The sequence below is a fragment of the Pseudomonas sp. Marseille-QA0892 genome (assembly GCF_054950135.1).
Genome location: NZ_CM143104.1, coordinates 3,378,699 through 3,400,267, shown reverse-complemented (window position 1 = coordinate 3,400,267; position 21,569 = coordinate 3,378,699). Strand labels below are relative to the sequence as shown.

General features: G+C 61.8%; 23 protein-coding genes and 1 pseudogene. 18 read left to right on the top strand and 6 right to left on the bottom strand.

Annotated elements, in window-relative coordinates:
• The first annotated feature begins 433 nt into the window (after nucleotides 1-433).
• The 4 genes from ACY8D3_RS15845 (at nucleotide 434) to ACY8D3_RS15830 (ending at nucleotide 3,432) form a co-directional block, all read left to right on the top strand.
• Complete coding sequence (locus ACY8D3_RS15845; protein WP_462379758.1) at nucleotides 434-1,801, top strand: MFS transporter; 1,368 nt, start codon at nucleotides 434-436, stop codon at nucleotides 1,799-1,801.
• 146 nt (nucleotides 1,802-1,947) lie between these two features.
• Nucleotides 1,948-2,469, top strand: a complete 522-nt coding sequence (locus ACY8D3_RS15840; RefSeq protein ID WP_462379757.1) for a GNAT family N-acetyltransferase — start codon at nucleotides 1,948-1,950, stop codon at nucleotides 2,467-2,469.
• 117 nt (nucleotides 2,470-2,586) lie between these two features.
• Nucleotides 2,587-3,144 carry a hypothetical protein gene (locus ACY8D3_RS15835; RefSeq protein WP_462379756.1) on the top strand — a complete coding sequence of 186 codons (558 nt, stop codon included), beginning with the start codon at nucleotides 2,587-2,589 and terminating at the stop codon, nucleotides 3,142-3,144.
• A 45-nt stretch (nucleotides 3,145-3,189) separates the two neighbouring features.
• Nucleotides 3,190-3,432, top strand: coding sequence for a hypothetical protein (locus ACY8D3_RS15830; RefSeq protein ID WP_462379755.1), 243 nt, complete (start codon nucleotides 3,190-3,192; stop codon nucleotides 3,430-3,432).
• 110 nt (nucleotides 3,433-3,542) lie between these two features.
• Here ACY8D3_RS15830 and ACY8D3_RS15825 read toward each other — a convergent pair whose 3' ends face one another.
• Nucleotides 3,543-3,830, bottom strand: coding sequence for a hypothetical protein (locus ACY8D3_RS15825; RefSeq protein WP_462379754.1), 288 nt, complete (start codon nucleotides 3,828-3,830; stop codon nucleotides 3,543-3,545).
• A 285-nt stretch (nucleotides 3,831-4,115) separates the two neighbouring features.
• On the opposite strand from ACY8D3_RS15825, the gene ACY8D3_RS15820 reads away from it, so the two are divergent.
• From ACY8D3_RS15820 to ACY8D3_RS15795, 6 genes and pseudogenes are all read left to right on the top strand, one after another.
• The gene (locus ACY8D3_RS15820) at nucleotides 4,116-4,604 is read left to right on the top strand and encodes a hypothetical protein (protein ID WP_462379753.1); all 489 of its coding nucleotides are present in this window, start codon (nucleotides 4,116-4,118) and stop codon (nucleotides 4,602-4,604) included.
• 118 nt (nucleotides 4,605-4,722) lie between these two features.
• A complete protein-coding gene (locus ACY8D3_RS15815) occupies nucleotides 4,723-5,382 on the top strand; it encodes a Bax inhibitor-1 family protein (RefSeq protein ID WP_462379752.1) in 660 nt (219 codons plus the stop codon).
• A 74-nt stretch (nucleotides 5,383-5,456) separates the two neighbouring features.
• Nucleotides 5,457-6,485: a DUF2157 domain-containing protein gene (locus ACY8D3_RS15810; RefSeq protein ID WP_462379750.1), complete on the top strand. Its 1,029-nt coding sequence runs from the start codon at nucleotides 5,457-5,459 to the stop codon at nucleotides 6,483-6,485.
• Nucleotides 6,486-7,125: 640 nt separating this feature from the next.
• Nucleotides 7,126-7,851: pseudogene (locus ACY8D3_RS15805) on the top strand (MCP four helix bundle domain-containing protein); the annotation flags it as partial.
• 21 nt (nucleotides 7,852-7,872) lie between these two features.
• Nucleotides 7,873-8,754, top strand: coding sequence for a methyl-accepting chemotaxis protein (locus ACY8D3_RS15800; RefSeq protein WP_462384413.1), 882 nt, complete (start codon nucleotides 7,873-7,875; stop codon nucleotides 8,752-8,754).
• A gap of 340 nt (nucleotides 8,755-9,094) precedes the next feature.
• The gene (locus tag ACY8D3_RS15795; RefSeq protein WP_462384411.1) at nucleotides 9,095-9,691 is read left to right on the top strand and encodes an SIS domain-containing protein; all 597 of its coding nucleotides are present in this window, start codon (nucleotides 9,095-9,097) and stop codon (nucleotides 9,689-9,691) included.
• 62 nt (nucleotides 9,692-9,753) lie between these two features.
• Here ACY8D3_RS15795 and ACY8D3_RS15790 read toward each other — a convergent pair whose 3' ends face one another.
• The 3 genes from ACY8D3_RS15790 to ACY8D3_RS15780 all read right to left on the bottom strand — a co-directional run bounded on the left by ACY8D3_RS15790 (nucleotide 9,754) and on the right by ACY8D3_RS15780 (nucleotide 13,041).
• Nucleotides 9,754-10,647 (bottom strand): SDR family oxidoreductase, encoded by an 894-nt coding sequence (locus tag ACY8D3_RS15790; protein ID WP_462379749.1) that lies wholly within the window; start codon nucleotides 10,645-10,647, stop codon nucleotides 9,754-9,756.
• Nucleotides 10,648-10,832: 185 nt separating this feature from the next.
• Nucleotides 10,833-12,032 carry a 5-demethoxyubiquinol-8 5-hydroxylase UbiM gene (gene ubiM / locus ACY8D3_RS15785; RefSeq protein WP_462379747.1) on the bottom strand — a complete coding sequence of 400 codons (1,200 nt, stop codon included), beginning with the start codon at nucleotides 12,030-12,032 and terminating at the stop codon, nucleotides 10,833-10,835.
• 88 nt (nucleotides 12,033-12,120) lie between these two features.
• A complete protein-coding gene (locus tag ACY8D3_RS15780; protein ID WP_462379746.1) occupies nucleotides 12,121-13,041 on the bottom strand; it encodes an SDR family NAD(P)-dependent oxidoreductase in 921 nt (306 codons plus the stop codon).
• 230 nt (nucleotides 13,042-13,271) lie between these two features.
• Between ACY8D3_RS15780 and glsB the strand changes: the two genes are divergently transcribed.
• The 5 genes from glsB to ACY8D3_RS15755 all read left to right on the top strand — a co-directional run bounded on the left by glsB (nucleotide 13,272) and on the right by ACY8D3_RS15755 (nucleotide 16,535).
• A complete protein-coding gene (glsB, locus tag ACY8D3_RS15775; RefSeq protein WP_462384409.1) occupies nucleotides 13,272-14,186 on the top strand; it encodes a glutaminase B in 915 nt (304 codons plus the stop codon).
• A gap of 89 nt (nucleotides 14,187-14,275) precedes the next feature.
• On the top strand, nucleotides 14,276-14,929 hold the full coding sequence (locus ACY8D3_RS15770) for an SDR family oxidoreductase (protein WP_462379744.1): 654 nt from the start codon (nucleotides 14,276-14,278) through the stop codon (nucleotides 14,927-14,929).
• Nucleotides 14,926-15,531 (top strand): class I SAM-dependent methyltransferase, encoded by a 606-nt coding sequence (locus tag ACY8D3_RS15765; RefSeq protein WP_462379743.1) that lies wholly within the window; start codon nucleotides 14,926-14,928, stop codon nucleotides 15,529-15,531. Before ACY8D3_RS15770 ends, ACY8D3_RS15765 begins: the two co-directional genes overlap by 4 nt.
• On the top strand, nucleotides 15,528-15,794 hold the full coding sequence (locus tag ACY8D3_RS15760; protein ID WP_462379742.1) for a TIGR02450 family Trp-rich protein: 267 nt from the start codon (nucleotides 15,528-15,530) through the stop codon (nucleotides 15,792-15,794). The genes ACY8D3_RS15765 and ACY8D3_RS15760 overlap by 4 nt, the downstream gene beginning before the upstream one ends.
• A gap of 45 nt (nucleotides 15,795-15,839) precedes the next feature.
• Entirely contained in the window at nucleotides 15,840-16,535 is a 696-nt protein-coding gene (locus ACY8D3_RS15755; RefSeq protein ID WP_462379741.1) for an aspartate/glutamate racemase family protein, read from the top strand.
• A 4-nt stretch (nucleotides 16,536-16,539) separates the two neighbouring features.
• Here the strand turns inward: ACY8D3_RS15755 and ACY8D3_RS15750 are convergent, their stop codons facing one another.
• Complete coding sequence (locus ACY8D3_RS15750; protein ID WP_462379740.1) at nucleotides 16,540-16,932, bottom strand: ester cyclase; 393 nt, start codon at nucleotides 16,930-16,932, stop codon at nucleotides 16,540-16,542.
• A 355-nt stretch (nucleotides 16,933-17,287) separates the two neighbouring features.
• On the opposite strand from ACY8D3_RS15750, the gene ACY8D3_RS15745 reads away from it, so the two are divergent.
• Genes ACY8D3_RS15745 through ACY8D3_RS15735 form a run of 3 tightly spaced genes read left to right on the top strand, consistent with a single transcriptional unit; the run spans nucleotide 17,288 to nucleotide 19,033 of the window.
• A complete protein-coding gene (locus tag ACY8D3_RS15745) occupies nucleotides 17,288-18,253 on the top strand; it encodes a M23 family metallopeptidase (protein ID WP_462379739.1) in 966 nt (321 codons plus the stop codon).
• Nucleotides 18,234-18,596 (top strand): hypothetical protein, encoded by a 363-nt coding sequence (locus ACY8D3_RS15740; RefSeq protein WP_462379738.1) that lies wholly within the window; start codon nucleotides 18,234-18,236, stop codon nucleotides 18,594-18,596. The genes ACY8D3_RS15745 and ACY8D3_RS15740 overlap by 20 nt, the downstream gene beginning before the upstream one ends.
• A gap of 17 nt (nucleotides 18,597-18,613) precedes the next feature.
• Nucleotides 18,614-19,033, top strand: a complete 420-nt coding sequence (locus ACY8D3_RS15735) for a bactofilin family protein (protein ID WP_462379737.1) — start codon at nucleotides 18,614-18,616, stop codon at nucleotides 19,031-19,033.
• A 347-nt stretch (nucleotides 19,034-19,380) separates the two neighbouring features.
• Here ACY8D3_RS15735 and ACY8D3_RS15730 read toward each other — a convergent pair whose 3' ends face one another.
• The gene (locus tag ACY8D3_RS15730) at nucleotides 19,381-21,519 is read right to left on the bottom strand and encodes a TonB-dependent siderophore receptor (protein ID WP_462379736.1); all 2,139 of its coding nucleotides are present in this window, start codon (nucleotides 21,517-21,519) and stop codon (nucleotides 19,381-19,383) included.
• Nucleotides 21,520-21,569: the final 50 nt, after the last annotated feature.

Here is a 21,569-nt window from a genome sequence, read left to right as displayed (position 1 = left end):
GCGCAGTCGCTAAGAAGGCATGGGGCGCACGCTTCCTGATGACATGAACGCAGCCGCCCCTGAGCAAACGGTAACGCCCGTCGGGTCCCTCGCATTTTTAACCCTGCGCACGCGCCTTTCTCTATACTGCGCACCCGCTCGGAGAGGTGGCCTTCACCGCTCATGCGGGTTGCGCCTTTCGTTGCTGCCTCGTTGAGGAACCCGCTCCGATGCCATTCGGCTTGCGGGCCGTCGTACAGGGCTGCCGCGTCGTAATTTCCAATAAGAACCGTTGCCTATTCGTACCAGGTCCGTGACCTGGTTTTTGCCGTTTCCGTGATTCGAAAAGGAGTGTCGACCGGCCGCAAGGTGAAGTCGTGATTCGAGGGTCTTGTTCGTGTGTCTTTCCAACCTTATTTCCTAGTTTCAGCTGATCGCATACCTAGAGGTATTTATGTCGCGGCAGTTGCTGGCGATGGCGCTGGCACCCCTTCTCGGGCTATTCATCGTTTGTATCGGTAACGGTTTCATTTCCTCCCTGACGACCCTTCGATTGGGCACGGCCGGCGAATCGGCCACCCTGGTGGGGATCGTGTCGTCAGCCTATTTCGTCGGGCTTACGTTGGGCGCCATGTTCAACGACCGGCTGATCGTGCGCATCGGGCATATCCGTGCCTATTGCAGCTTCGCTTCGCTGACGGCCGTGACCGTCCTGCTGCAGGGCCTGATCTTTGATGTGTGGTGGTGGGCCGTGCTGCGCTTCCTGTGCGGCTGGGCGATCGTCGGGGTTTATCTGGTCGTCGAGAGCTGGCTGCTGATGGCTGGGGACCAGAAGGCACGGGGCCGACTGCTCGCGCTGTACATGATGGCGCTGTATGGCTCGGGCGTGCTCGGCCAGACGCAGCTGGGCGTGATCGATGCGATGGGTGACAACGCGCCCTTCATGATCGCTGGCCTCTTGGCTTCACTCTCGGTACTGCCGATGGTGATTATTCCTCGCGTGTACCCGCAGGTGGAGAAGGTCGAGCCGATGTCGCCAGCTCACCTGATCCGCATGACGCCTACCGGTGTTGTCGGCTGTTTTGGCTCGGGCATGGCCATCGCCGCGGTCTACACCCTGTTGCCGCTGTACCTGCAGCGAGTGGGCTTCGAGGTGGCCGAGGTGGGTCAGATGATGGCCAGTGTGATTCTGGGCGCCATGCTTCTGCAGTATCCGGTCGGACGCTGGTCGGATCAGCAGGATCGTCAGACCGTATTGATTGCATTAGCCATATTCTGCCTCGTGATTTCGGTCGCCATCCTGGTGCTGCCGAGCTCGCCAATGCTGTTGATGGCGCTGCTGTTCCTGCTCGGCGGCGGCATCTTTGCCATTTACCCGGTGGCGGTGAGCCATGCGGCGGACCGCGCACCGGCTGCCGCATTGGTGCGCATGATCCAGGGCTTGCTGCTCATCAACTCGCTGGGGTCTGCGATCAGCCCGCTGATTTTCTCGCCGGTGATGAGCGCCGTTGGCGACGCTGGCCTGTTCCTCTGCTTCACCGCGCTCAATGCGGCATTGGTGCTGATGTTCTTCTGGCGTCGCGGTCAGCGACCGGCACCCGCGCCTGTTGCCCCGTTCACCGCCGCTACACCGCACTCGCTGATGGGCGCCGAGTTGCGCGTGACCGAAGACCTGGAGCAGGGCGCTCGCGAACACGAACTCAAGGAAGACCTGTCTGACGTTGTGCCCGGCGTAGAGGTCGCGCATCCCATCGTCGAGCCCGATGCCGCTGTCGAGCCGGGCGAGGGCACCGGGATGAAAACCGACGGTGGACTGCGCTAGGCGATTGCCGGCGCCTGTACTGCGAACAGTGCGGGTGACCTGTCGACTAACGTCGCCAGGGTCGCCGCCTTGATTGCAGCGATGGCCTTGGCTGCGCAGGGCTGTGTATAACGCGTTCACTGCGTTCGACAACAGCCTTCACCGCAATGACCCACTACACCCTCATGCTCGCAAACAGCGACCACATCAAGGCACTGCCCGGTATCGAGCGAGCGGCCGCGGCGTTATTCCCGACAGACCTTCTGCCAGCTGCTTCCCGTCTGGACACATTACCGCTCGACGTGCGCCAGCAAGCAGCGGCCGAAGGTCGTTTGTGGATTGCCGAAACCAGCGAAGGGTGGCCCGTGGGCTTTTCGATCGTCGTGCAGGAAGGTAGCGCGGCGTACCTGCAAGAGCTCGATGTACATCCCGACCATCAGCGGCGAGGTCTGGGCCGTCGGCTGGCCGAGGTTGTCGTCGACTGGGCTCGTCAGCAGGGGCTGGAAGCCGTAACGCTGACGACCTTCTCCGACGTGCCATGGAATGCGCCGTTCTACGAGACGCTTGGCTTCCGTCGACTGGCCGAGGATGTGCTAAGCGAAGCCTTGCGTGAACATCTGAGGCTGGAGCGGGCTTCAGGGCTTGTCGGGCGCGTGGCGATGCGGCTGGACTTGCGCCGCGCTGACTGACGGATCTGGATGTATCGATGCGGATCTGACGCAGGCGAGCGTGAAGATTGCTGGATGAGCCCAGCGCAGGACCGATAGAACGCTTGAACAATAATGGCATTCGAGGATGAACGGCCTATGCAACCCGACCGGATTTACTTCAAGGACAACCCTTGGCCGGAAGGCCACCGGATAGCAACGTTCGTCTGGTCTGCCCGCAACGTTGAAGGAGACGTCTGGTTCGATATGCATCTCGAATCGGACGACTACTATGCCGAGCGCGAGATCGATGATGACGACGACGCCGATTATGGTTCGGACTGGGAGGCGCCCATCGTCTGGGGCAACTACCATTCCTGCACGCTTTCAACAAACGAGTTTCACGCGGGCGGGTTCCGCGTCTGCACGGTCGATGAGTACTCCCCCGATTTTCTCGACGGACTGGAGCTTCTCGTCGACGCGAATGTCGGAGCGGAGCAGATCGAAGCAGGCGCACATCTTGCCTTTCGGATCTACTTGCTCGGTCATGATGCCGTCGCCAACCACAGGTTAACGTTCGAGCGAGTCGCCAACTCGGAGCGATTCAGGATCGTGTGGAGTGGACAGATTGCGATGGCCTATGTCGGTGACTACGCGCTGGAACATTCCTTCCGGGCTTCGATTTCTTCGGCCGCATTCCCGGCGCTGCCTGGCTGATGCCGACCGCATGATCCGCTAACTGCCGTTACACAGGAGAAGCACATGGCTACGATGATCGTCGAGATTTTCGAAGGGGAAAAGCCAGGGACCACGTTCAAGGTACCTCTTGCGGTATTTCAGCTGGCAGCGAAACTGTTACCGCGCAAGGCGCTCGACGCGATGGAGCGTGAGGGCATGGCTGTGCAGGAGGTCATCCGCGCCGCGAAGTCTGGTGAGCTGAAAGGGCAGGTACTCGAGGTGATCGATCGCAAGGATAACGAGCGTATCGTCATCACGGTCGAATAAGGCAAGATGCCCCAGGTGGCCGAATTCCACATGGCGGGCCGTCTGTGTCGCTTGATCGGCCGAAACTTTGGAGGCTGGACATGGCTTCGTCATCTTGGGCTACCCGGCTTTTAGCATTCGCATTCCTGTCTGCCGCAACGTGTGCCAGCGTACTGCCTGCCTTCGCCATTGATGAAAGAGCTGAGCAGCTCCATCGGCTCAATCAAAAGTGCAAGGACGAGAAGGTCTCCAACTTCCGGCATCGGAACGGAACGCCGTCGTGCGACGAGCTGGACAAGGTGCTTCGGCCGTCCGATATCTATGATGAACGAACCCGGCAACAGCAGCGCGAGCAATTTCGTTGGAATGATGGCGAAAGGAAACGCTGATCGTTTCTTGCGGTAGCGGGCGATGAGCATGTGAGCCTCGTGCCGCTTTCACGCGGCTGACGCCTCGGTGCCGCATGGCTCGCATGAAGGGCATGGCTAACCGCGCTTCTAACGCTTGCCTCACGATACCGCGCTGCTGAGCGCGAACCGAGGATGCGCAGTCAGGCGCCAATTGGTTTTGTGCGCTTGGCATCACGCCATTCGTAAACCGGTGCGCATTTTCTTGTCTGCCGACTTGGAGCATGTGCGGTGTTTCCGCTAGCGTGCCGCCGACCGACCGCCCCCTCCTTAATCGCCGCTTGAAAAGGAATTTCAATGGCTGACGTCAGACCCTTTCCTCACTCATTCACGATCGCGCTCTGCACGGTACTCCTGACGCTTGTTTCTACCTCGCTCTTCGGGTGGATGGCGGACCTGGCGGATCTGTATGCCTATGGTGCGGGTATTCCGGGCGGCTTCGTGGCCTGTCTAGCAGTGGGTTATTTCCTGGCACGGAAGCGAGGTGGCCTGATGCCCAGGGGGAAGCGGATCGCCACGGTGCTGTGGTACAGCCCCTTCTCGGCTTCGCTGGGCTCTTATCTGGTCGCCCTTTCCCAAATGACTGGCCCAGAGGTAAGTACGGAGTGGCTGTCTGCAGTGACGTTCGGCGGGTTCGGGCTATGCGCCGGAGTGAGCTTTCTGGGTTATTGGCTGGGGGAAACGTGGACGCTGAGACATGCGCCGGCTGGGAAGCAGGTTGGAAAACGCGGGGCCCTGAAGCGCTTCGGCGTGCCTGATCCCTACCTGGCCCGGCTTAAGAAGTGACCCTGCCGCAGGGCGCGGTGATGGGTAGCCCGCATTTCAGACACGGCTCGTTTTAGAACCCCGAACGCGAAGGATAAGGCGGATTGCCCGTTCGCTCATGGAACAGGTTTTCCCACACATGGAAACGGTTGCTCCGAATGAAGCCCGCGATGCCTCAGGCGTCGTTCATCCTGCGCTATACAACCTGCTGATAGGCCTGCTGCTTTCGTGGGGCCTCGGGCTCAACTGGCTGGTCGTGGTGAGCATTGACGCGGCGGCGATAGCCTTTATCGACTCATGGATTGTTCTTATCGGGTTCCTCGCGATCGGCATTGTGGGCGCGAACCTTGTGAACAGTGGCGCGCCGGTCGCTATCCGGTTTTTGGGATACACGCTGCTGGTGCTGTCGTTCGGCTTGATAGTCAATGACGTCGTCAGTGACTACGACGCCCGCACCGTGGCGCAGGCCATCCGCGTGACGGTATGCGTGACATTGGGCATGGCGGTGCTCGGTACGTGCTACCCGACGTTTTTCGACCATTGGATCGGTGCCATTCTCGGCGCCTGGCTCATTCTGTTTCTGACGGAGTTGGCATTGATTGTCTTCTTGGGCAGCCGCCGAGGCGAGTTCGACTGGATGGCCACCGCTGTGATCTGTGCATTCATTGGCTATGAGTGGTCGCGGGCCGGTCGACGCCCAAAGACGCTCGGGAACGCAATCCATAGTGCAGCGCTGCTGTATCTGGATATGCTGCAGCTGTTCCTGCGCCTCCTGCGGATTTTCGGTCGGCGAAAGTGATACCGATCCGGTAGATCCGCCTTTGGCCTCAGTACCCTGAAACCTGCAACAAACCTCCTTGTCAGGACGACATCGTGACGATCACACGCAAACAGTTGAACGAAGCGGCCGACGCAGGGCTGATTTCAGCGCAGCAGGCTGAGGCGCTGCATACCTTCTTCCAGGCCCGCCTTGACGGTACTCCACGCTTCAAGGCGACCCACGTGCTCTATTACATGGGCGGCTTGCTGGCGATCGGCGCGATGACGCTGTTCATGACGCTGGGTTGGGAGCTGTTCGGCGGCGCAGGGATCTTCTTCATTGCGCTGCTTTATGCAGGGGTTGGCCTGAAGCTGACGCATACGCTCGATGCTCGTCGTTTCGTAATACCAGCAGGCATCTGTGCAACCTTCGTGGTCTTTCTTGTGCCGCTGATGATCTATGGCCTGCAGGCGTGGGCAGGCGTCTGGACCGACGACATCACCTATCGCGGCTATCACCGCTACATCCGCTGGCAATGGCTTTACATGGAACTCGGCACACTGGCGGCCGGTGTGATCATGGTCTGGCGGTACAAGTATCCGTTCCTGGTCATGCCGATCGCCGTGACGCTCTGGTACATGACCATGGATCTCGCAGCCATGCTCTCGGGCGACTACGCCTCGTGGGAGCTGCGCCAGCTCGTGTCGATCTATACGGGCCTGCTGATGATCGCGCTGGCCTTCTGGATGGACGTGCGGTCGCGGCATGGAGCGGACTACGCGTTCTGGATCTACCTGTTCGGCGTGATCGCCTTTTGGGGCGGATTATCGATGCAGGAGTCGGACAGCGAGATCGGCAAGGCGCTGTACTTCGGCATCAACCTGCTGATGATCGCGACAGGGGTAGTGCTCGTGCGCCGGGTCTTCGTCGTGTTCGGCGCGATCGGTTGCTGCCTGTACCTGGGCCACCTGGCGTCGCATGTTTTCAAGGACAGCCTGCTTTTCCCCTTCGGGCTGACCGCGCTCGGGCTGGGGATCGTCTGGCTCGGTATCCTATGGCAGAAGCATGAAGCGCGGATCGCGCGGCGAGTTCAGCAGGCGCTGCCCGCGCCCCTACGAGAGATGTTGGAAGCAAGGCGCTGACGATGCGCCGAACGGTGGGTGACGCTGCGCTAACCCCCCTAAGGTTCAGCCCGTGGCGCGCCCGGTAATCGAAAGGGCTAACGCGGCGCGTCACAGGGCGGTCTGTCCGGGGCTGTACCTGGGGTTACGTATCCCATCGTCCAGGCCTTGACCAAGGTCGTTGATCTGCAGTCTGACGCAGTCCTTCGCCGACCCGTTTTGGCTCGGAATAGCTATCGTCCGAGCAACGCCGTTCTGCGGATCGCCTCGGTTCAGTACATGAAAGGGCATGATTCAGTCGGTGGCGCTTCCGACCTGGACGAAGTCGGGTGTTTCTAAATCGGCGCAAGCAGCGGCTCTTCATGAGCATGCCACTACGGGGCCGCTTAGTTGCCGCCCATGCTCTGCGTCAATTAACCGTTCGTCTGTATTTTGGCGGCCTAATGCTAAGGCGGCCTGCTCTATTCCCAACGCACGTGACGATCCATTACCCCGCCACCAGTGGCTTGCAGGCCATTTGCCATCTATATCGCTAAAAGTTCCATTATCGTATTAACAGTTTTTGCGCAAACTAATAGTTAAATTTGATTATTCGGCGGTGTAGCCCGTCTTTATAAAGGGCGTCGTTTTTATCTACTCGCTTTATGAAGCAAGGGTTTTCATGAACATCCGCAATATGCGAATCGCCACGCGGGCGACGCTAAGCTTCGCCGTCATCACGTTACTGGTCATCGTGCTGGGTCTGTCTTCCATCTTCCAAGTCAGCGACATGCGAAAGGCCGAGCAGGACGTGGAAACCAACTGGCTGCCCAGCATTGAGTCCGCGGCTGATATCAGCATTCTGCTGTACGCCCTACGCATGGACGCCTTCAGGTCGATGGCTACGCCCAATGGCCCGGCGCAGGACGTGATCAACCGGCGCATCGACGAGAACCGCGCCGCGCTGGTAAAGGAAGTCGAGCGCTACCGTAACGAGTTGACGAGTTCAGCGGAAGAGGAACGCCTCGTCCGGACCCTTTACGGCCACATGCAGAGCTATCTCGAGGGCTTCGACCATTTCATGGACCTTGATGATCAGGCGCGCGATGAGGAAGCACTGGAATGGGCCAATGGCGGATTGTACGACCGTGCCAAAGCATTTGCCGCCGCGCTGGACGACTTGCGCCAGATGAACCGGGAAGGTGCAAAGGCTTCCGGCGTGAGCGCTGAACGAACCTATGACAACAGCGTTTGGCTGGTGGCTGCCGTGGTGCTGGCGGCGGTCCTGCTGACGATCATTCTGGCTTGGTGTCTGACCCGCAGTATCGTGGGGCCGCTCAATCAGGCGTTGCAGGCCGCCAAAGCCATCGCCGGGGGCGATCTCACCCAGCCAGTGACGGTCGAGGGCAAAGACGAGGCCTCGCAGCTGATGGCGACATTGAGCGCCATGCAGGGCAACCTGCGCCAGACCCTGCAACAGATTGCCGATTCGTCGACGCAGCTGGCGACCGCCTCGGAAGAGATGACCGCCGTGACCGAGCAGAGCAGTATCGGCATGCAGCATCAGAACAGCGAGGTGGAGCAGGCTGCCACCGCCGTGACCGAAATGAGCACAGCAGTCGATGAAGTAGCGCGTAACGCAGTGAGCGCCTCCGAGGCCGCGCGCCAGTCAACCCAGGCGGCAGCGCGCGGCAAGCAACGCGTCGATGAAACCCTGAACGCTATCCATAACCTCAGCGACCAGGTCCAGCAGACCTCCGTGGAAATCGAGCGCCTGGCTGGCGAATCGCAGAGCATCAGCAAGGTGCTAGGCGTGATCAGTGCCATCGCCGAGCAGACGAATTTGCTGGCCCTCAACGCGGCCATCGAGGCGGCACGCGCCGGTGATCAAGGGCGCGGCTTTGCGGTTGTCGCTGACGAAGTGAGGGCGTTGGCGCACCGCACACAAAGCTCGACACTGGAAATCGAACAGATGATCTCGGCCATCCAGAAAGGCACCGAGGGCGCGATGACGTCCATGGAGCAGAGCCGGCAAAAAGCGATGAGCACTCGCCAGGCGGCCGAGCAGGCCGGCAATGCGCTGAGCGACATCACGGCGTCCGTCGAGGTGATCGACGAACGCAACCAGTTGATCGCGGCAGCGTCCGAGCAGCAAGCCCATGTGGCACGTGAAGTCGATCAGAACCTGATCCGAATCCGTGATCTGTCCATCCAGACGGCCGCGGGCGCGAATCAGACCTCAGTTGCCAGCGGCGAGCTCTCGAACCTTGCGGTTCAGCTCAACGCCCTGGTCCGGCGCTTTCGGCTCTAGTGTACGCTGCGGCGGTTCACTTGGAACGCCGCTCCACTGCCCGATACGGGCAGTGTTATAGCCCGGCGCGACGCGATGGGTGACGCGGCGCTAACCTACGCTACGGTCGCGATTGGGGTTCGAGTGTCGCGTTAGCCGGAAAGGTAGGGAGCATTGGGTACATGGCGTGGGCATCGTATGCCTTCAGGAGCACTGTGGCGCCGTAACCCACCGCTGGGGGCGGGCGGGGGGACTTCCCGGTTTTGCTATGGCGACGATTGTCGGCCACCGCCTAGTGCTGGCTGCGCTTGAGGCTTATGCTTCGCGCCGCAAACCCATGCACCAGCCAAGAGGTACGGACGTGCTCAACCATATCGAAAACAGCCTGCGCGAAGCGCAATCCGCCCTCGAGGCCATGTTGGCCAATCGGGACACACTGGAGGCCATCGAAGCTGCTGGGCGATTGCTGGTGAAAACCTATGAACAGCGTGGACGCGTCTTCTCCTGCGGCAATGGCGGCTCGATGTGCGATGCCATGCACTTCGCCGAAGAGCTGAGCGGCCGTTACCGCGATGACCGCCCTGCACTGGGCGCGACCGCGATAAGCGACGCGAGCCACATGTCCTGCGTAGGCAACGACTACGGCTATGAACAGGTGTTTGCCCGTTACCTCGAAGGCAATGGCCGGCCGGGCGATTGCCTCATTGCGTTATCCACGAGTGGATCGAGCAAGAACATCATCCGCGCCATTGAAGCAGCGCGCGCCGCAGGCATGACGGTGATTGGCCTGACCGGCCGTCCAGAAGCCGTCATGGCTCCGCTGTGCGACATTCATATCTGCACACCGGGCGGTCGTTATGCTGATCGCGTCCAGGAGCTTCATATCAAGACGCTGCACATCCTGATCGAGCTCATCGAGCGTGGGCTCTTCCCACAAAACTACGGCGCCCAACCGTAGGACGGTGGGCGCCGTTGTCGACGCGGCGCGGGGCGCTTGTCCAGCGCCGGTGTCGCCTTGCCTCAGCCCATGCCGCCGGTGGCGCCGAAGACTTCGCCAGTGACGTAGCTGGACTCCTGGGACGCCAGCAGGACATACAGCGGCGAGAGTTCTACGGGTTGGCCAGGGCGTTGGAATACTGACTCGCTACCGAAAGAGGGGATCATTTCCTGCGGCTGACCACCGCTTGGCTGCAGCGGCGTCCAGAACGGCCCGGGTGCCACGGCATTCACGCGGATGCCCTTGCTGATGACCTGCTTGGCCAGGCCCTTGGTGAAGTTGGTGATCGCGGCCTTGGTCGGGGCATAGTCGATCAGCGTAGGCGAAGGCTGGACCGCCTGGATGGAGGTCGTATTGATGATGGTGCCGCCCTCCGGCAGGTGCGGAATGGCCGCCTTGCACAGCCAGAACATGGCATAGACATTGGTCTTGAAGGTGGCATCGAACTGCTCGGTGGTGAGATCGGCGATGTCCTTCACGGCGGTCTGCTTGCCTGCGACGTTTACCAGCGTATCCAGCCCGCCGAGCGCCTCCACTGCCTGCTTTACCAGGTCATTGCAGAAGGCTTCGTCCTTCAGGTCGCCCGGAATGGCGACAGCCTTGCGGCCTTCGGCTTCAATCAGCTTGATCACTTCCTGCGCATCGGCTTCTTCTTCAGGCAGGTAGTTCAGCACGATGTCCGCGCCTTCACGGGCGTAGGCGATAGCGGTCGCACGGCCGATGCCGGAGTCGGCGCCGGTGATCAGCGCCTTGCGCCCCGGCAACCGGCCGGAACCCTTGTAGGAGGTTTCGCCGTGATCGGGCTTGGGCTCCATGGCCTTGGCCAGGCCAGGGGCGTCCTGAGGCTGGCTTGGAAATTCTGGCTGAGGGTACTGCGTGGTGGGGTTTTGCAGTCGATACAGCGAATCGTTGGACATGAACAATCTCCGGAATAGAACGTTGTCGATTCAGGCCCGGTGAAAGCAGCGCGCTTGGTGGCGACGCTTTCGCAGGGTCTGTACTGCCGCTCTTTTTCACAGGGGCTTGTCAATGCGGAACGCGCTGTTCGAGGTGAAGTTCCGGTAACCCGCTCAGTAGAGCGCTCCGCCTGGTGTCGGTGACGTCACTTCTGCTGGCCGATTGCGACCGGCCGTGCATGGGTGAGGTGTGCCGCGACAGCCGCTCTGAATGGCGTGACATGCTGTGCCAGGCGAAGCGCGGCGTTGCGCAGTAATCGGGCCGGTAGCCGGTCGTCGGTATACAGCGACACCAGGGCATGAGTGGCTTCATAGAGTGGGCGCGTAGCCAGTCGGTGCTCACGTTCGTAACGATTGAGCAGGCGAGGGTCCGCGATATCACGGCCGCGATGGTGGGCATTGGTTATCGCCGTGGCCAGGCGCATCAAGCTTTGCAGCCCGAAGTTGAAGCCGTGGGCCGTTACGGGGTGCATCCCCACGGCTGCGTCGCCTACGAGGGCGCAACGTGGGCCGGCGAAGCGATCGGCATAAACACCCACAAGCGGGTAGGCATGGCGCGAGCCATCCACATGCATGTCACCGAGGCGATGCTCGAACAACTCGCTGATCGCGGCCTCGAAGCGTGGGTCATCCATGCCCATCAGCGCTTCGATTCGCTCTGGCGAAAGCGTCACGACGGCGCTGGCGTGATATTCGTCCAATGGGAGCAGGGCGAGGGTCTTGCCGTAGCCGAACCATTCCCAGGCCGTGTGATGATGAGGGCGCGCATGGCGCATACGGCAGACGAGCATGCACTTGCCGTAGTCGCGTGACTGCGCCCCGATACCAAGCATTCGCCTAGCGACGGAGAAACGGCTGTCGGCCGCGACTACGAGCCTGGCTTTGATGGACGCGCCACCGGAAAAAATGAGGCGAGAAAAGCGGGGCGAGGTCTCAATCGAGGTTACGGTCGTGCCATCCAGCACGCTTAGGTCTGCCTGCTCATCGACCGAGGCCCAGGCTGCCAACCGAATCTGCTGGTTCGGTACGAGCCAGCCAAGCGTATCGGCCGCCCGCTGCGTTGTATCGAAATCCAGGGAGAACAACGAGGGGCCATTCATGACCTTGGCTTCGCGCAGCAGGTAAACGTTCTCTGTCGGAAGCCGGTCCCAGATACCGAGCGCTTCGAGTGCGGCACGCGAGCTATGCGTCAATGCGATTTCGCGGCCATCGAAGGTGGGCGCGGCCAGGCGTGAACGGGGCTGCTGGTCCACCAGCGCAACGGACAGCCCGCTGCCAGCGAACGCCCGAGCCAGGCACAGCCCGGCGGGCCCGGCGCCGACGATCGCGATATCCACTTGAGACATGTTCGGCTCCCACCTGAAGAAACATTCAGGTTAGCCCTGTCCGGGCATGGGGCCGTTGACCTGGGTCAGCTACGACTCCGCGGCCGGGCTAGCCATCCTCGCGCTTCATGCGGTCACGCACACCGCCTTCGATGGTGCCGGTGTGGCCCATTGGTTTGAACAGCGCGCCGTTGGTGCGAATCGTGTCCTTGCCCTTTTGGCTCTCGCGATTGGCGACGTTAGCGGACATCCGCTCCGTCATGTCCGGGAAAAGATGATGCGCCATGGCCGATACCTTGGCCTTCGGGCCAACGGGCATTTCTTCCTTCGGGGCGTAGCAGGCCCTGACGATGGCTTCGACAACGATCTGCGGATCATCCATCGATGCCATGCGCGGCGCGTGCCCGGTGTAATTCGCTGCGTGCGCCCACCATGGTGTGTCAATGGCCCACGGCATCACGGTCGCGACCTTGATCGTGTCGCCATGGCCGGCCAGACGCAGCTCTTCGTTCAGTGAGCGGGTCAAACTGAGCACGGCGGCCTTGGTCGCGGCGTAGGTGTTTTGCAGGGCAAGCGGTACCTCGCTGTCGACCGACCCCACGTTTACCAACGTGCCCGCATCCTGCTTCGTGAAATGCACCAGCGCGGTATGGGCACCATAGATCAGGCCTTTCAGGTTCACATCTACCAGCCGCGCGTGAACGTCGATCGGGATGTCCCAGAAATAGCCCAGCGCGCCAACGCCCACATTGTTCACCCAGACATCGATACGGCCGAACGTGTTGACGGCCTCCTGGGCGAGTCGCTCGATTTCTTCAGGCTGAGCGACGTCCAGCGTGACGGCATGGGCTCGGCCGCCCTTGCCCTGGATCTCTGCGACCACTTCATCGAGCTGCGCCGTGCGGCGCGCCGCTACCACGACATTGGCGCCATGTTCAGCCAGGGCCAGCGCGGCGCCACGGCCGAAGCCGCTGGACGCACCGACGATTACAACGGTTGCATTCTCGAGCGCTTCTATTGATTTCGCCATTTCATCCACCTGTTGTTCGTGCCGACGCCGCGCGTCCGCGTGATCATTCGGCCCGCCATTACGCAAGGTAGAGACGGCCGGTTGGCTGCTTCTATTCGGAGGCTGTGCGGCCTGTGAATGTTCAATCCAGAACGCCGCGGGGGCGGTGAAATCTGGCCGGAGCCGGCCTACACTGGCGCCCCCTATTCGCTGCGAACGTTGCCATGCCTGTCCCGCTCGATCCTGTTGCCCTGCAAGTCCTGCTTGATCGCATCGCCAACGAAGCCCCCCGACATTTCGGCGAAGGCAAGGTTGCGGATTACATCCCCGCCCTGGCCGGGGTGGCGTCGGACCAGTTCGGGGTCGCGGTGTGCGATGTTCAGGGGCGGGTCTATCACGCAGGCGCGGCGGAGACGGCCTTCTCCATCCAGTCGATCTCCAAGGTGCTCAATCTGGTGATCGCGATGCAGCGCCTCGAAGAGGCGGACATCTGGACGCGCGTCGGGCGGGAGCCATCAGGCCAGGCGTTCAATTCCATCGTGCAGCTGGAGGTGGAGAAGGGCGTGCCTCGCAACCCCTTCATCAATGCCGGGGCGGTATTGGTCGCGGACTTGCTGGTGTCACGCATCATGTCGATCCACTGGGTCATGCGTGAACTGGCGCGCCGGCTGACGGGTAACCCGGCGGTGAATTTCGACAGCCAGGTCGCGCGCTCGGAAATGGACCACAAGGCCCGCAACGCTGCGCTGGCCTACCTCATGAAGGCCTACGGCAACCTGCATGGCGAAGTGGACGATGTGCTCGACGTGTACTTTCACGGCTGCGCGTTATCGATGAGTTGTGTGGACGTCGCACGGGCGTTCGCCTTCCTCGCCAACCGTGGCATCAATCCACAGGATGGCAGCGCCGTTGTCTCGGCACAGCAGACACGCCAGCTCAACGCGCTATTGCTGACCTGTGGACTCTACGACGCCGCTGGTGACTTCGCCTGGCGCGTCGGCCTGCCCGGCAAGAGCGGCGTGGGCGGCGGCATCGTGGCCATCGTGCCGGGGCAGATGAGTATCTGTGTGTGGTCGCCGCGGCTGGACACCTATGGCAACTCGGTCGCCGGCCTGCGTGCGCTCGAATCGCTCGTCGAAGGGCTGGGCGTGGCGCCGCTGGGCTAGACAGCGCGAGAAGACGGCGTCAGCAGATTCGCCAGTCGGCTTCAAATTCGTTAGCGTGGGCAGCCTCTCCGCCATCACTGGAGGCAACCATGAGCAAGGTTTTCATTATCGGCGCCACCGGTGGTGTCGGGTCCCGGCTTGGCCCACGGCTCGTCGCCAACGGCCATCAGGTGGGCGGCCTGCACCGCAAGCCCGAGCAAGCGGCCGGCCTCATCGAAGCCGGCATTCAGCCCCATCACGGCGACATCATCGAGCTGTCCGCAACGGAACTGGCCGCTGCGACCTGCGGATATGACGTACTGGTGTTCTCCGCGGGGGCGGCGGGCAGTGGATTGGACCGCACGCGTGCCATCGACGGGGACGGTGTGCTCAAAACCATCGAAGCGGCCCGGGCCAACGGTATCTCGCGGATCTATCTGGTCTCGGCCTTCATGGATGCCGGGCGCGGCGGCGAGCCCAGGGAGGGCTTCGAGCACTACATGCGGATCAAGCGGCAATCCGACAATGCGCTGGCCGCGTCGGGCCTGGACTGGGTCATCCTACGCCCCGGAACGCTGGTCACTGAGGAGGGCGACGGTTGCGTTAACGCCAATCTGGCTATCCCCTACGGCAACGTGGCACGCGGCAACGTTGCGGCCATGTTGGCGATGCTGATCGATACGCCGTCCATTCGCCGTGAAATCATCGAGCTTACCGACGGAGACGTCCCGGTCGCGGACGCCGTCAAGGCGCTAGTCCGGTGAACCGCGAGGCCTACAACCGTATCGCCGCGCAATGGCGGGAGGCGCGCTGTGGCTTTTACGGTCGGGAACAGGCATACCTCGACATGCTCCTTGAGCCGCTTGCTCCGGGGGCTACAGTGCTTGATCTTGGGTGCGGCAATGGATCGCCCATGGCGGCCTACGTGGTGGCCAGCGGGCATCGGGTCATCGGTGTCGATCAGGCCGACGCGCAGTTGGCGTTCGCTCGCGAGGCACTCCCCGAGCAGGTGTGGGTGTTATCGTCGATGGAGGACTACAGGTTCGAGCACGCGTATGACGCGGTTATCCTCTGGGATTCGCTCTTTCACATCGAGCGCACCGCGCACGAAGGGATCCTGGCCCGGGCCGTTGGCGGACTTCCGCACGGCGGCCGGCTGATGCTGACGGTCGGCGGTTCGGCGCATCCGGCATTTACCGACACGTTGTTCGGCGAAAGCGTGTTCTACGACTCCAATACGCCCGAGGAGACCCGAGCCATCCTCGAGGGGCTGGGTTGCCGGGTATTGCTGGGCGAGTTCATGAACCTGCCCACTGATGGGCGCGACAAGGGGCGCTACATGTACGTGGTGGAGAAAGCGAAATGAGTACGTCGGACGTCATCGAGCCCGGCAACCAGGCGGAGCCGCCAGTCAACCAGATCAACCCCCGCAAGCTGCTCAACAGCAAATGGACGGCGGTGAAGCCCGTGGCTAGACAGAAGCACTTCCTCGTGACGGACGTGGAGTTCGATGAGGAGGGGCTATTGGTGGTGAGCTGTACGCTCCAGGCCGTCATGACCAAGCGCGACAGCGCGATCGATTGGCGCGAATTGAAAGACGCGAGCCGCTGGCGCCAGGGTTGGAAGTGACGGGCACGCGCCGAGCATAACCACAACAACGGCCAAGGAGGTCATGTGAAAACGATCGGACTCATCGGAGGGATGAGCTGGGAATCGACAGTTCCCTATTACCGAACCATCAACCAGGTAATCAAGGAGCAGCTTGGCGGGCTGCACTCGGCGCGGGTGGTGCTCTACAGCGTCGATTTCCATGAGATCGAAGCCCTGCAACGCAACGGCGACTGGGACGGTGCGGGGGCCATTCTCGCAACGGCTGCCCGGTCCCTGGAAGCGGCTGGCGCCACATTCATCGTGCTGTGTACGAACACCATGCACAAGGTGGCGTCGGCAATCGAGTCGGCTGTCTCGCTCCCACTGCTGCACATCGCTGACCCGACTGCGGAGGCTATCAAGGCGGCTGGGCATCGTACCGTAGGTTTGCTTGGAACGCGCTTCACGATGGAGCAGGCGTTCTATCGTGAGCGACTGGAGCGCGAGCACGGCCTGCAGGTGCTGACGCCCGAAGCAGATGATCGGGCCATCGTGCACCGCATCATCTACGAGGAGCTATGCCTGGGCGAGGTGAATCCCGAGTCCCGCCTAGAGTACCAGCGCATACTGTCGGGCTTGAAGGCGCGCGGCGCGGACGTGGTGATTCTCGGGTGCACGGAGATTTCGCTGCTGGTTGGGCCGGAGGATACCGATGTACCGCTGGTCGATACCACGGCTGTCCACGCGCGTGCCGCCGCACTGTTCGCTTTGAACGACTGACCTGTCAGCCTGCCACTTGGTGAGCCACCGCGGCTTTGTCGATCACTGACCAGACGCGGTGGATGCGCCCCTCCTTGAACCGGTAGAACACGTTCTCGCTGAACTCGACGCGTCGGCCATTGACCGGTAGATCAAACAGCACCCCGACGGGCGTGCATGCGAAGAACAGGCGCGCCGCTAGTACCGGCGGTTCCGCCACGACTTCCTCTAGTGCGAAATGCAGGTCGGGGATTGACCTGACGTCGGCTTCGAGCATGGCCCGGTAGCCCTTCAGACCGACGCGCTCTCCGTTGTAGTGCGCGTCCGCATGGACGAAGTTGCCGAGCGATTCCCAGTGGCGGCTATTCAGGCAGTCCAGGTAAGCCCGGTAGTGCGCGCAAATCTGTTCAATGGTCATGGCAGCGCTCCCGTGGATCGGCCTTCAGCACGTCCGTCCACCTTTGTTGTTGTAAGGCTTAAGCAACGAATGCCTTGTGCCGCTTTTTATACCACCCGGGCGCGCGGTGAGAAGGTGGCACGTTCCTGGCTAACACCGGACCCATCGATAAAACGCTCGCCTGATGATGCCCGCGCATCTGCTGCCCCGTGTGGCAAGGCGAGCCGCTAGAGCCTTGCTTCCGTGTAGTGAGAGGCTTCATCCACCGACAGGAACCGCGGCGTTATGGATCGACCCTTTTATACAGCGCATTCTCGTCAACAAGTGACGGACTCCGCCCAGCGTGGCCCCAGCCAATGACTGAGGGCCCGCTCGCATGACCCATTTTTCTTCCGCCAGTCGCGCCTTGCTGCGTGGCGCCAACCAGGTCGTGCACCGGCAGCGCCCACGCGCCTGGCTGGCCGGGGCAGCATTCATCTTCGCGCTGGGCACCTTCGCAGGCGGCTACTGGCTGGGCAGCGGTCGCACTGATCCCGTGCCTGAGGCAATGATGGCCAGTAGTGACGTAGAGCGACCGTTCGCCGTGGATCGGCTCGGTGAGCTGGCCGGCCGGCTGCAATCGCTCGAGGCGGACACCCAGGCGCTGCAGCGCTTGTTGGACGAGCACAACACCCTGCGTGACCGTGTGTCCGAGGTGGACCCTTCCTTGATGCCATCGCTGGTACACCGTTCGACGTCGAAGTCCGGTAAAGGCGGTTTGCTCATGGCGCCACGGGGTTGCGCCGCGCCTTCGGCAATCAACCCCTCGTTGCGGACGCAGCTGCGTGACAGCGAAACCAGCGCCCACTGCCTGCGCGTCGCACTCGATCAGATGCTGGCCGAAGTGGCCAGCCGCAACGCGGCGCTAATGGCTATCCCGTCCAGACAACCAGTGGACAATGGCAGGGTCGGCTCGCCATTCGGCAACCGCTACGATCCGTTCAACCGGCGGCTGGCCTTTCATTCTGGCGTGGACTTCGCGCTGCCGACCGGCTCACCGGTTTATGCAGCGGCCGGTGGGCGGGTTAGCGCCACAGGCTGGTTCGGCGGATATGGCAAGCGCATTGACGTTAATCACGGCAACGGGCTCGTGACGCGGTATGCGCATCTGTCTGCTATCGACGTGAAGGTTGGGCAGGTCGTGACGCCTGGGCAATCCATCGGTGCGGTGGGCTCGACGGGACGTTCGACAGGTCCGCATCTGCACTTCGAGGTCATGAAGGAGGGCGCTTACGTCGACCCTGAGCGTTTCCTTGCGCTGGGCCATCTGGAGCGCGATAGCGATGCTGTGGCGCAGGACTAAGCCCCTGTCGACGCGTGACTTGCTGCGCAGTGACCATCGGCTGCTCGCGCAGGGACGACGCGCACGGAATTTCTGGCCTTTGGTCTGCCTCGCATTGGTGGTGGCTGCTGGCTTGCCGTCGGTGTGGCTGTATCAGCAGCATGAGGGGCAGCAAATGCAGCGGGCTGCGCTGGAGGCTGAAGTGGAGTCATTGCGCAGTCAGCTCCAGGCGCACGAGCTGCAAGCGCGCATGTCCGAGGCAACCGAACAACAACTCACTCGGCGCAACGCTGATCTGTCTGCGCAGATCGAGCGCCTCACCACCGAGCTGGCGTTCTTCCGTCAGCAGAAATCAAAACGCTAACGGGAGGCCTGCACGGCATGTTCAACAGCAAGAAAACGACTCCTCGTCCGTCACTCAACAGCTTTTCCAGCCTGGTCTCGGACAATCTCACCATGACGGGCGACATCGAGTTCTCCGAAGGGCTGAAGATCAGCGGCTGCGTTCGCGGCAGCGTGAGCGCCAAACCCGGTACAACGAGCCTGCTGGCGCTAAGCGAGGGCGGTACCATCGAAGGTAATGTGAGCAGCTACGATGCGCTGATCGACGGCACCATCGTCGGTGACCTGCGCTGCGAGCACCTGCTTGAACTGCATTCCAACGCGCGCGTACGCGGCAATATCACCTATCGGCAGTTGAGCATCGAAAACGGCGCGGTGATCGAAGGCATGCTCCGCAAGCTCGATGACGAAGGGAAAGTGCTCGAGCTGCCGCTTCAGCGTGTTGCCGAAGAGACCTGAAGCACCCGAGCATGGGAGCGGCGGGCTGCCGAACCCCGCTTCATTCGACCGCCGCATGGGTGGGCTAAAAGCCCTCCGGTAGATACGTGTCTGTAGGGTGGAATCCCGAAGGGCTTCCACCGTTTACCTCGAACGGCACGATCCACGATGTATCGACCCGATACCGGCGTGCTCGCCCCTGAGAGCCGTGCCTATACTCATTGACTACAGCGCCGTGCATGCCATCCGGTGGGTTACGCTTCGCTAACCCACCCTGCGAGATTGCGCGTCGGTGGCTATGCCTTCGGCGTTATCACTCCGAACTGGATGTCGGCGAAATGGGTGGGCCGGAGCCCACCCGCGCGGGCTCAGAGCGAAACGGAGATGCCGGCCTGGAGCGTACGTGGGGTGCCGGGATACGCCCAGATGTTGCCCCAGGCACGTTCTTCGTATTCTTCATCGAACAGGTTGTCCAGGTTCACGTTCAACCGGACGCGTTCGTTCAGCTGGTAGTAAGCCAGCAGGTCGACGGTCGTGTAGGCACTCATGTCGAAGGCGGTCGCCGACGTCGCGCCCTTGCGGGAGCCAACGTGCTTGAAGCCCATGCCCACGCCAAGCCCGTCCAGTGCGCCCCCTTTGAAATCGTAGGTGTTCAGCAGGTTGAGGCTGTGCCGTGGCACGTTGGCGAGTCGGCTACCTTCGGGCAGCGTCGCGCTGGTGCTCTTGGTGACTTCGGCGTCTACATAGGCATATCCGCCGATCACCTTCCACTGCGGTGTGATGCTGCCGGCCACACTCACATCCAAGCCTCGGCTGCGCACTTCGCCAGCGGCTACCTGGAAGGTCTCCGCACCAACGTTCGCCGGGTCGGCCGTCAGGACGTTTTCCTTGGTGATATGGAACAGTGCGGCGGTCACGCTCAGGTCGTGGCCCGGCACGTCGTACTTGATTCCGGTCTCGTAGGATTTGCCTTCTTCCGGATCGAACGCGCCGTTGTTTCGGTCCGCGCCACGGTTGGGTTTGAACGAACGTGCGGTGTTGGCGTAGACGGCCAGGGAGTCGGTGAGGTCGTAGATCAGGCCGAAGCGTGGGGACACGGCGTTATGGGCCTGGTCCCAGCTTCCTGTCGCGGCGGTTTTATTGTTGTAGGTCTGCTCGAAGCGTTCGAAGCGCGCGCCGATCTGCGCCTTCAGGCGCTGCGTCAGGGCAACCTGATCCTGCACGTACGCGGCGTAGGATTTCAGGTTTTCCGCATCGTGAGTCGGGGTTCGCGTCAGAGGAGGCAGTGCCTGGCCATAAACAGGGGCGTACATGTCTAGCGGAAAAGCGTCCGCAGCACCGCTGGAGCGGCGGATGATGGAGTTGTAGTCGAACTCGTCATACTCAAGACCGACCAGCACTGTGTGGTTGAAGCCGCCCAGATCGAAATTGCCTTCGGCGTTGCCCTGTGTTGAGACGTCCCGCCAGTTCAGGGTGCGATCGCTGTAGTTGCGGCCAACTGTCCTGCTGTCGGCGTTGAGCGCATTGTTTTCGACCGCGCCGCCGTCGAGCGTACCGTCCAGATACTGCACGCCACCGCGCAGCGCCCATTGGTCGTTGAGCTGATGCTCGATTCGCACCTGCGTCGTGGCGTTTTCGTTCGTGAGTTTTCCGGCGCTTCCTTCGCCCAGGAAGCGGTCACGGTCAAGGTGGCCGGCCTGGTTGGGATAGCGCGCAAGCCCGCGGTCCAGCGGATGCCGGTTGTGCAGGTAGTCGCCTTCGAAAATGATGGCGGTGTCTTCGTTCACGTCCCAGCGCAGCACGGGTGCGACGCTATAGCGCTCGCTTTCGACATGGTCCCGGAAGCTGTCGGCACCTTCGGCAACGAGATTGAGGCGATAGGTGAAAGTGGCTGACGGATCCAGTGCGCCTGTGGTGTCCAGTGTGCCGCGGCGCAAGCCATTGGTATTGAACTGGCTGCCAAGTACGGTCTTGCGCTCGGCCTGAGGCTGTTTGCTCACGATATTGAATGTGCCGCCCGGGTCGCCACGTCCATAGAGCATGGCGGCGGGGCCGCGAAGAACCTCGATGCGTTCAATAGTGGCGGCATCAGGCATGTTCGGGTAACCGCGGTTCACCGGGAACCCATTGCGGTAGAACTCCTGCGAGTTGAAACCGCGGATCAGGAACTCCGTCAGGCCTTGTCCGCCGAAGTTATTCCCGCGCTCGACGCCGCCTGCGTAGTCCAGAGCATCTTCGAGGCGCGTAGCGCCAACATCACGGACCACATCGGCCGGCACGACACTGATGGCCTGGGGCGTTTCATGGACGGCGGTGTCGGTTCGGGTGGCGCTAGCCGAGCGGGTTGCACGGTAACCCTCCACGGGGCTGGTCGCACTTTCCGCGTGCGTCGACGTGATGTCAGTCTGCATCAGGGTCATCGTGCCGTCGGGCGATGTATCACTTGGGGTTTGGGCGTAGCAGGTCAGCGCGTGAAGCGAGAGCACAGGCAGAAGTAAGCGGCGCATCGAGGTTCTCTGAACAGACGGATAAGCGAGGCGCCAATAGTAGAGTTCCT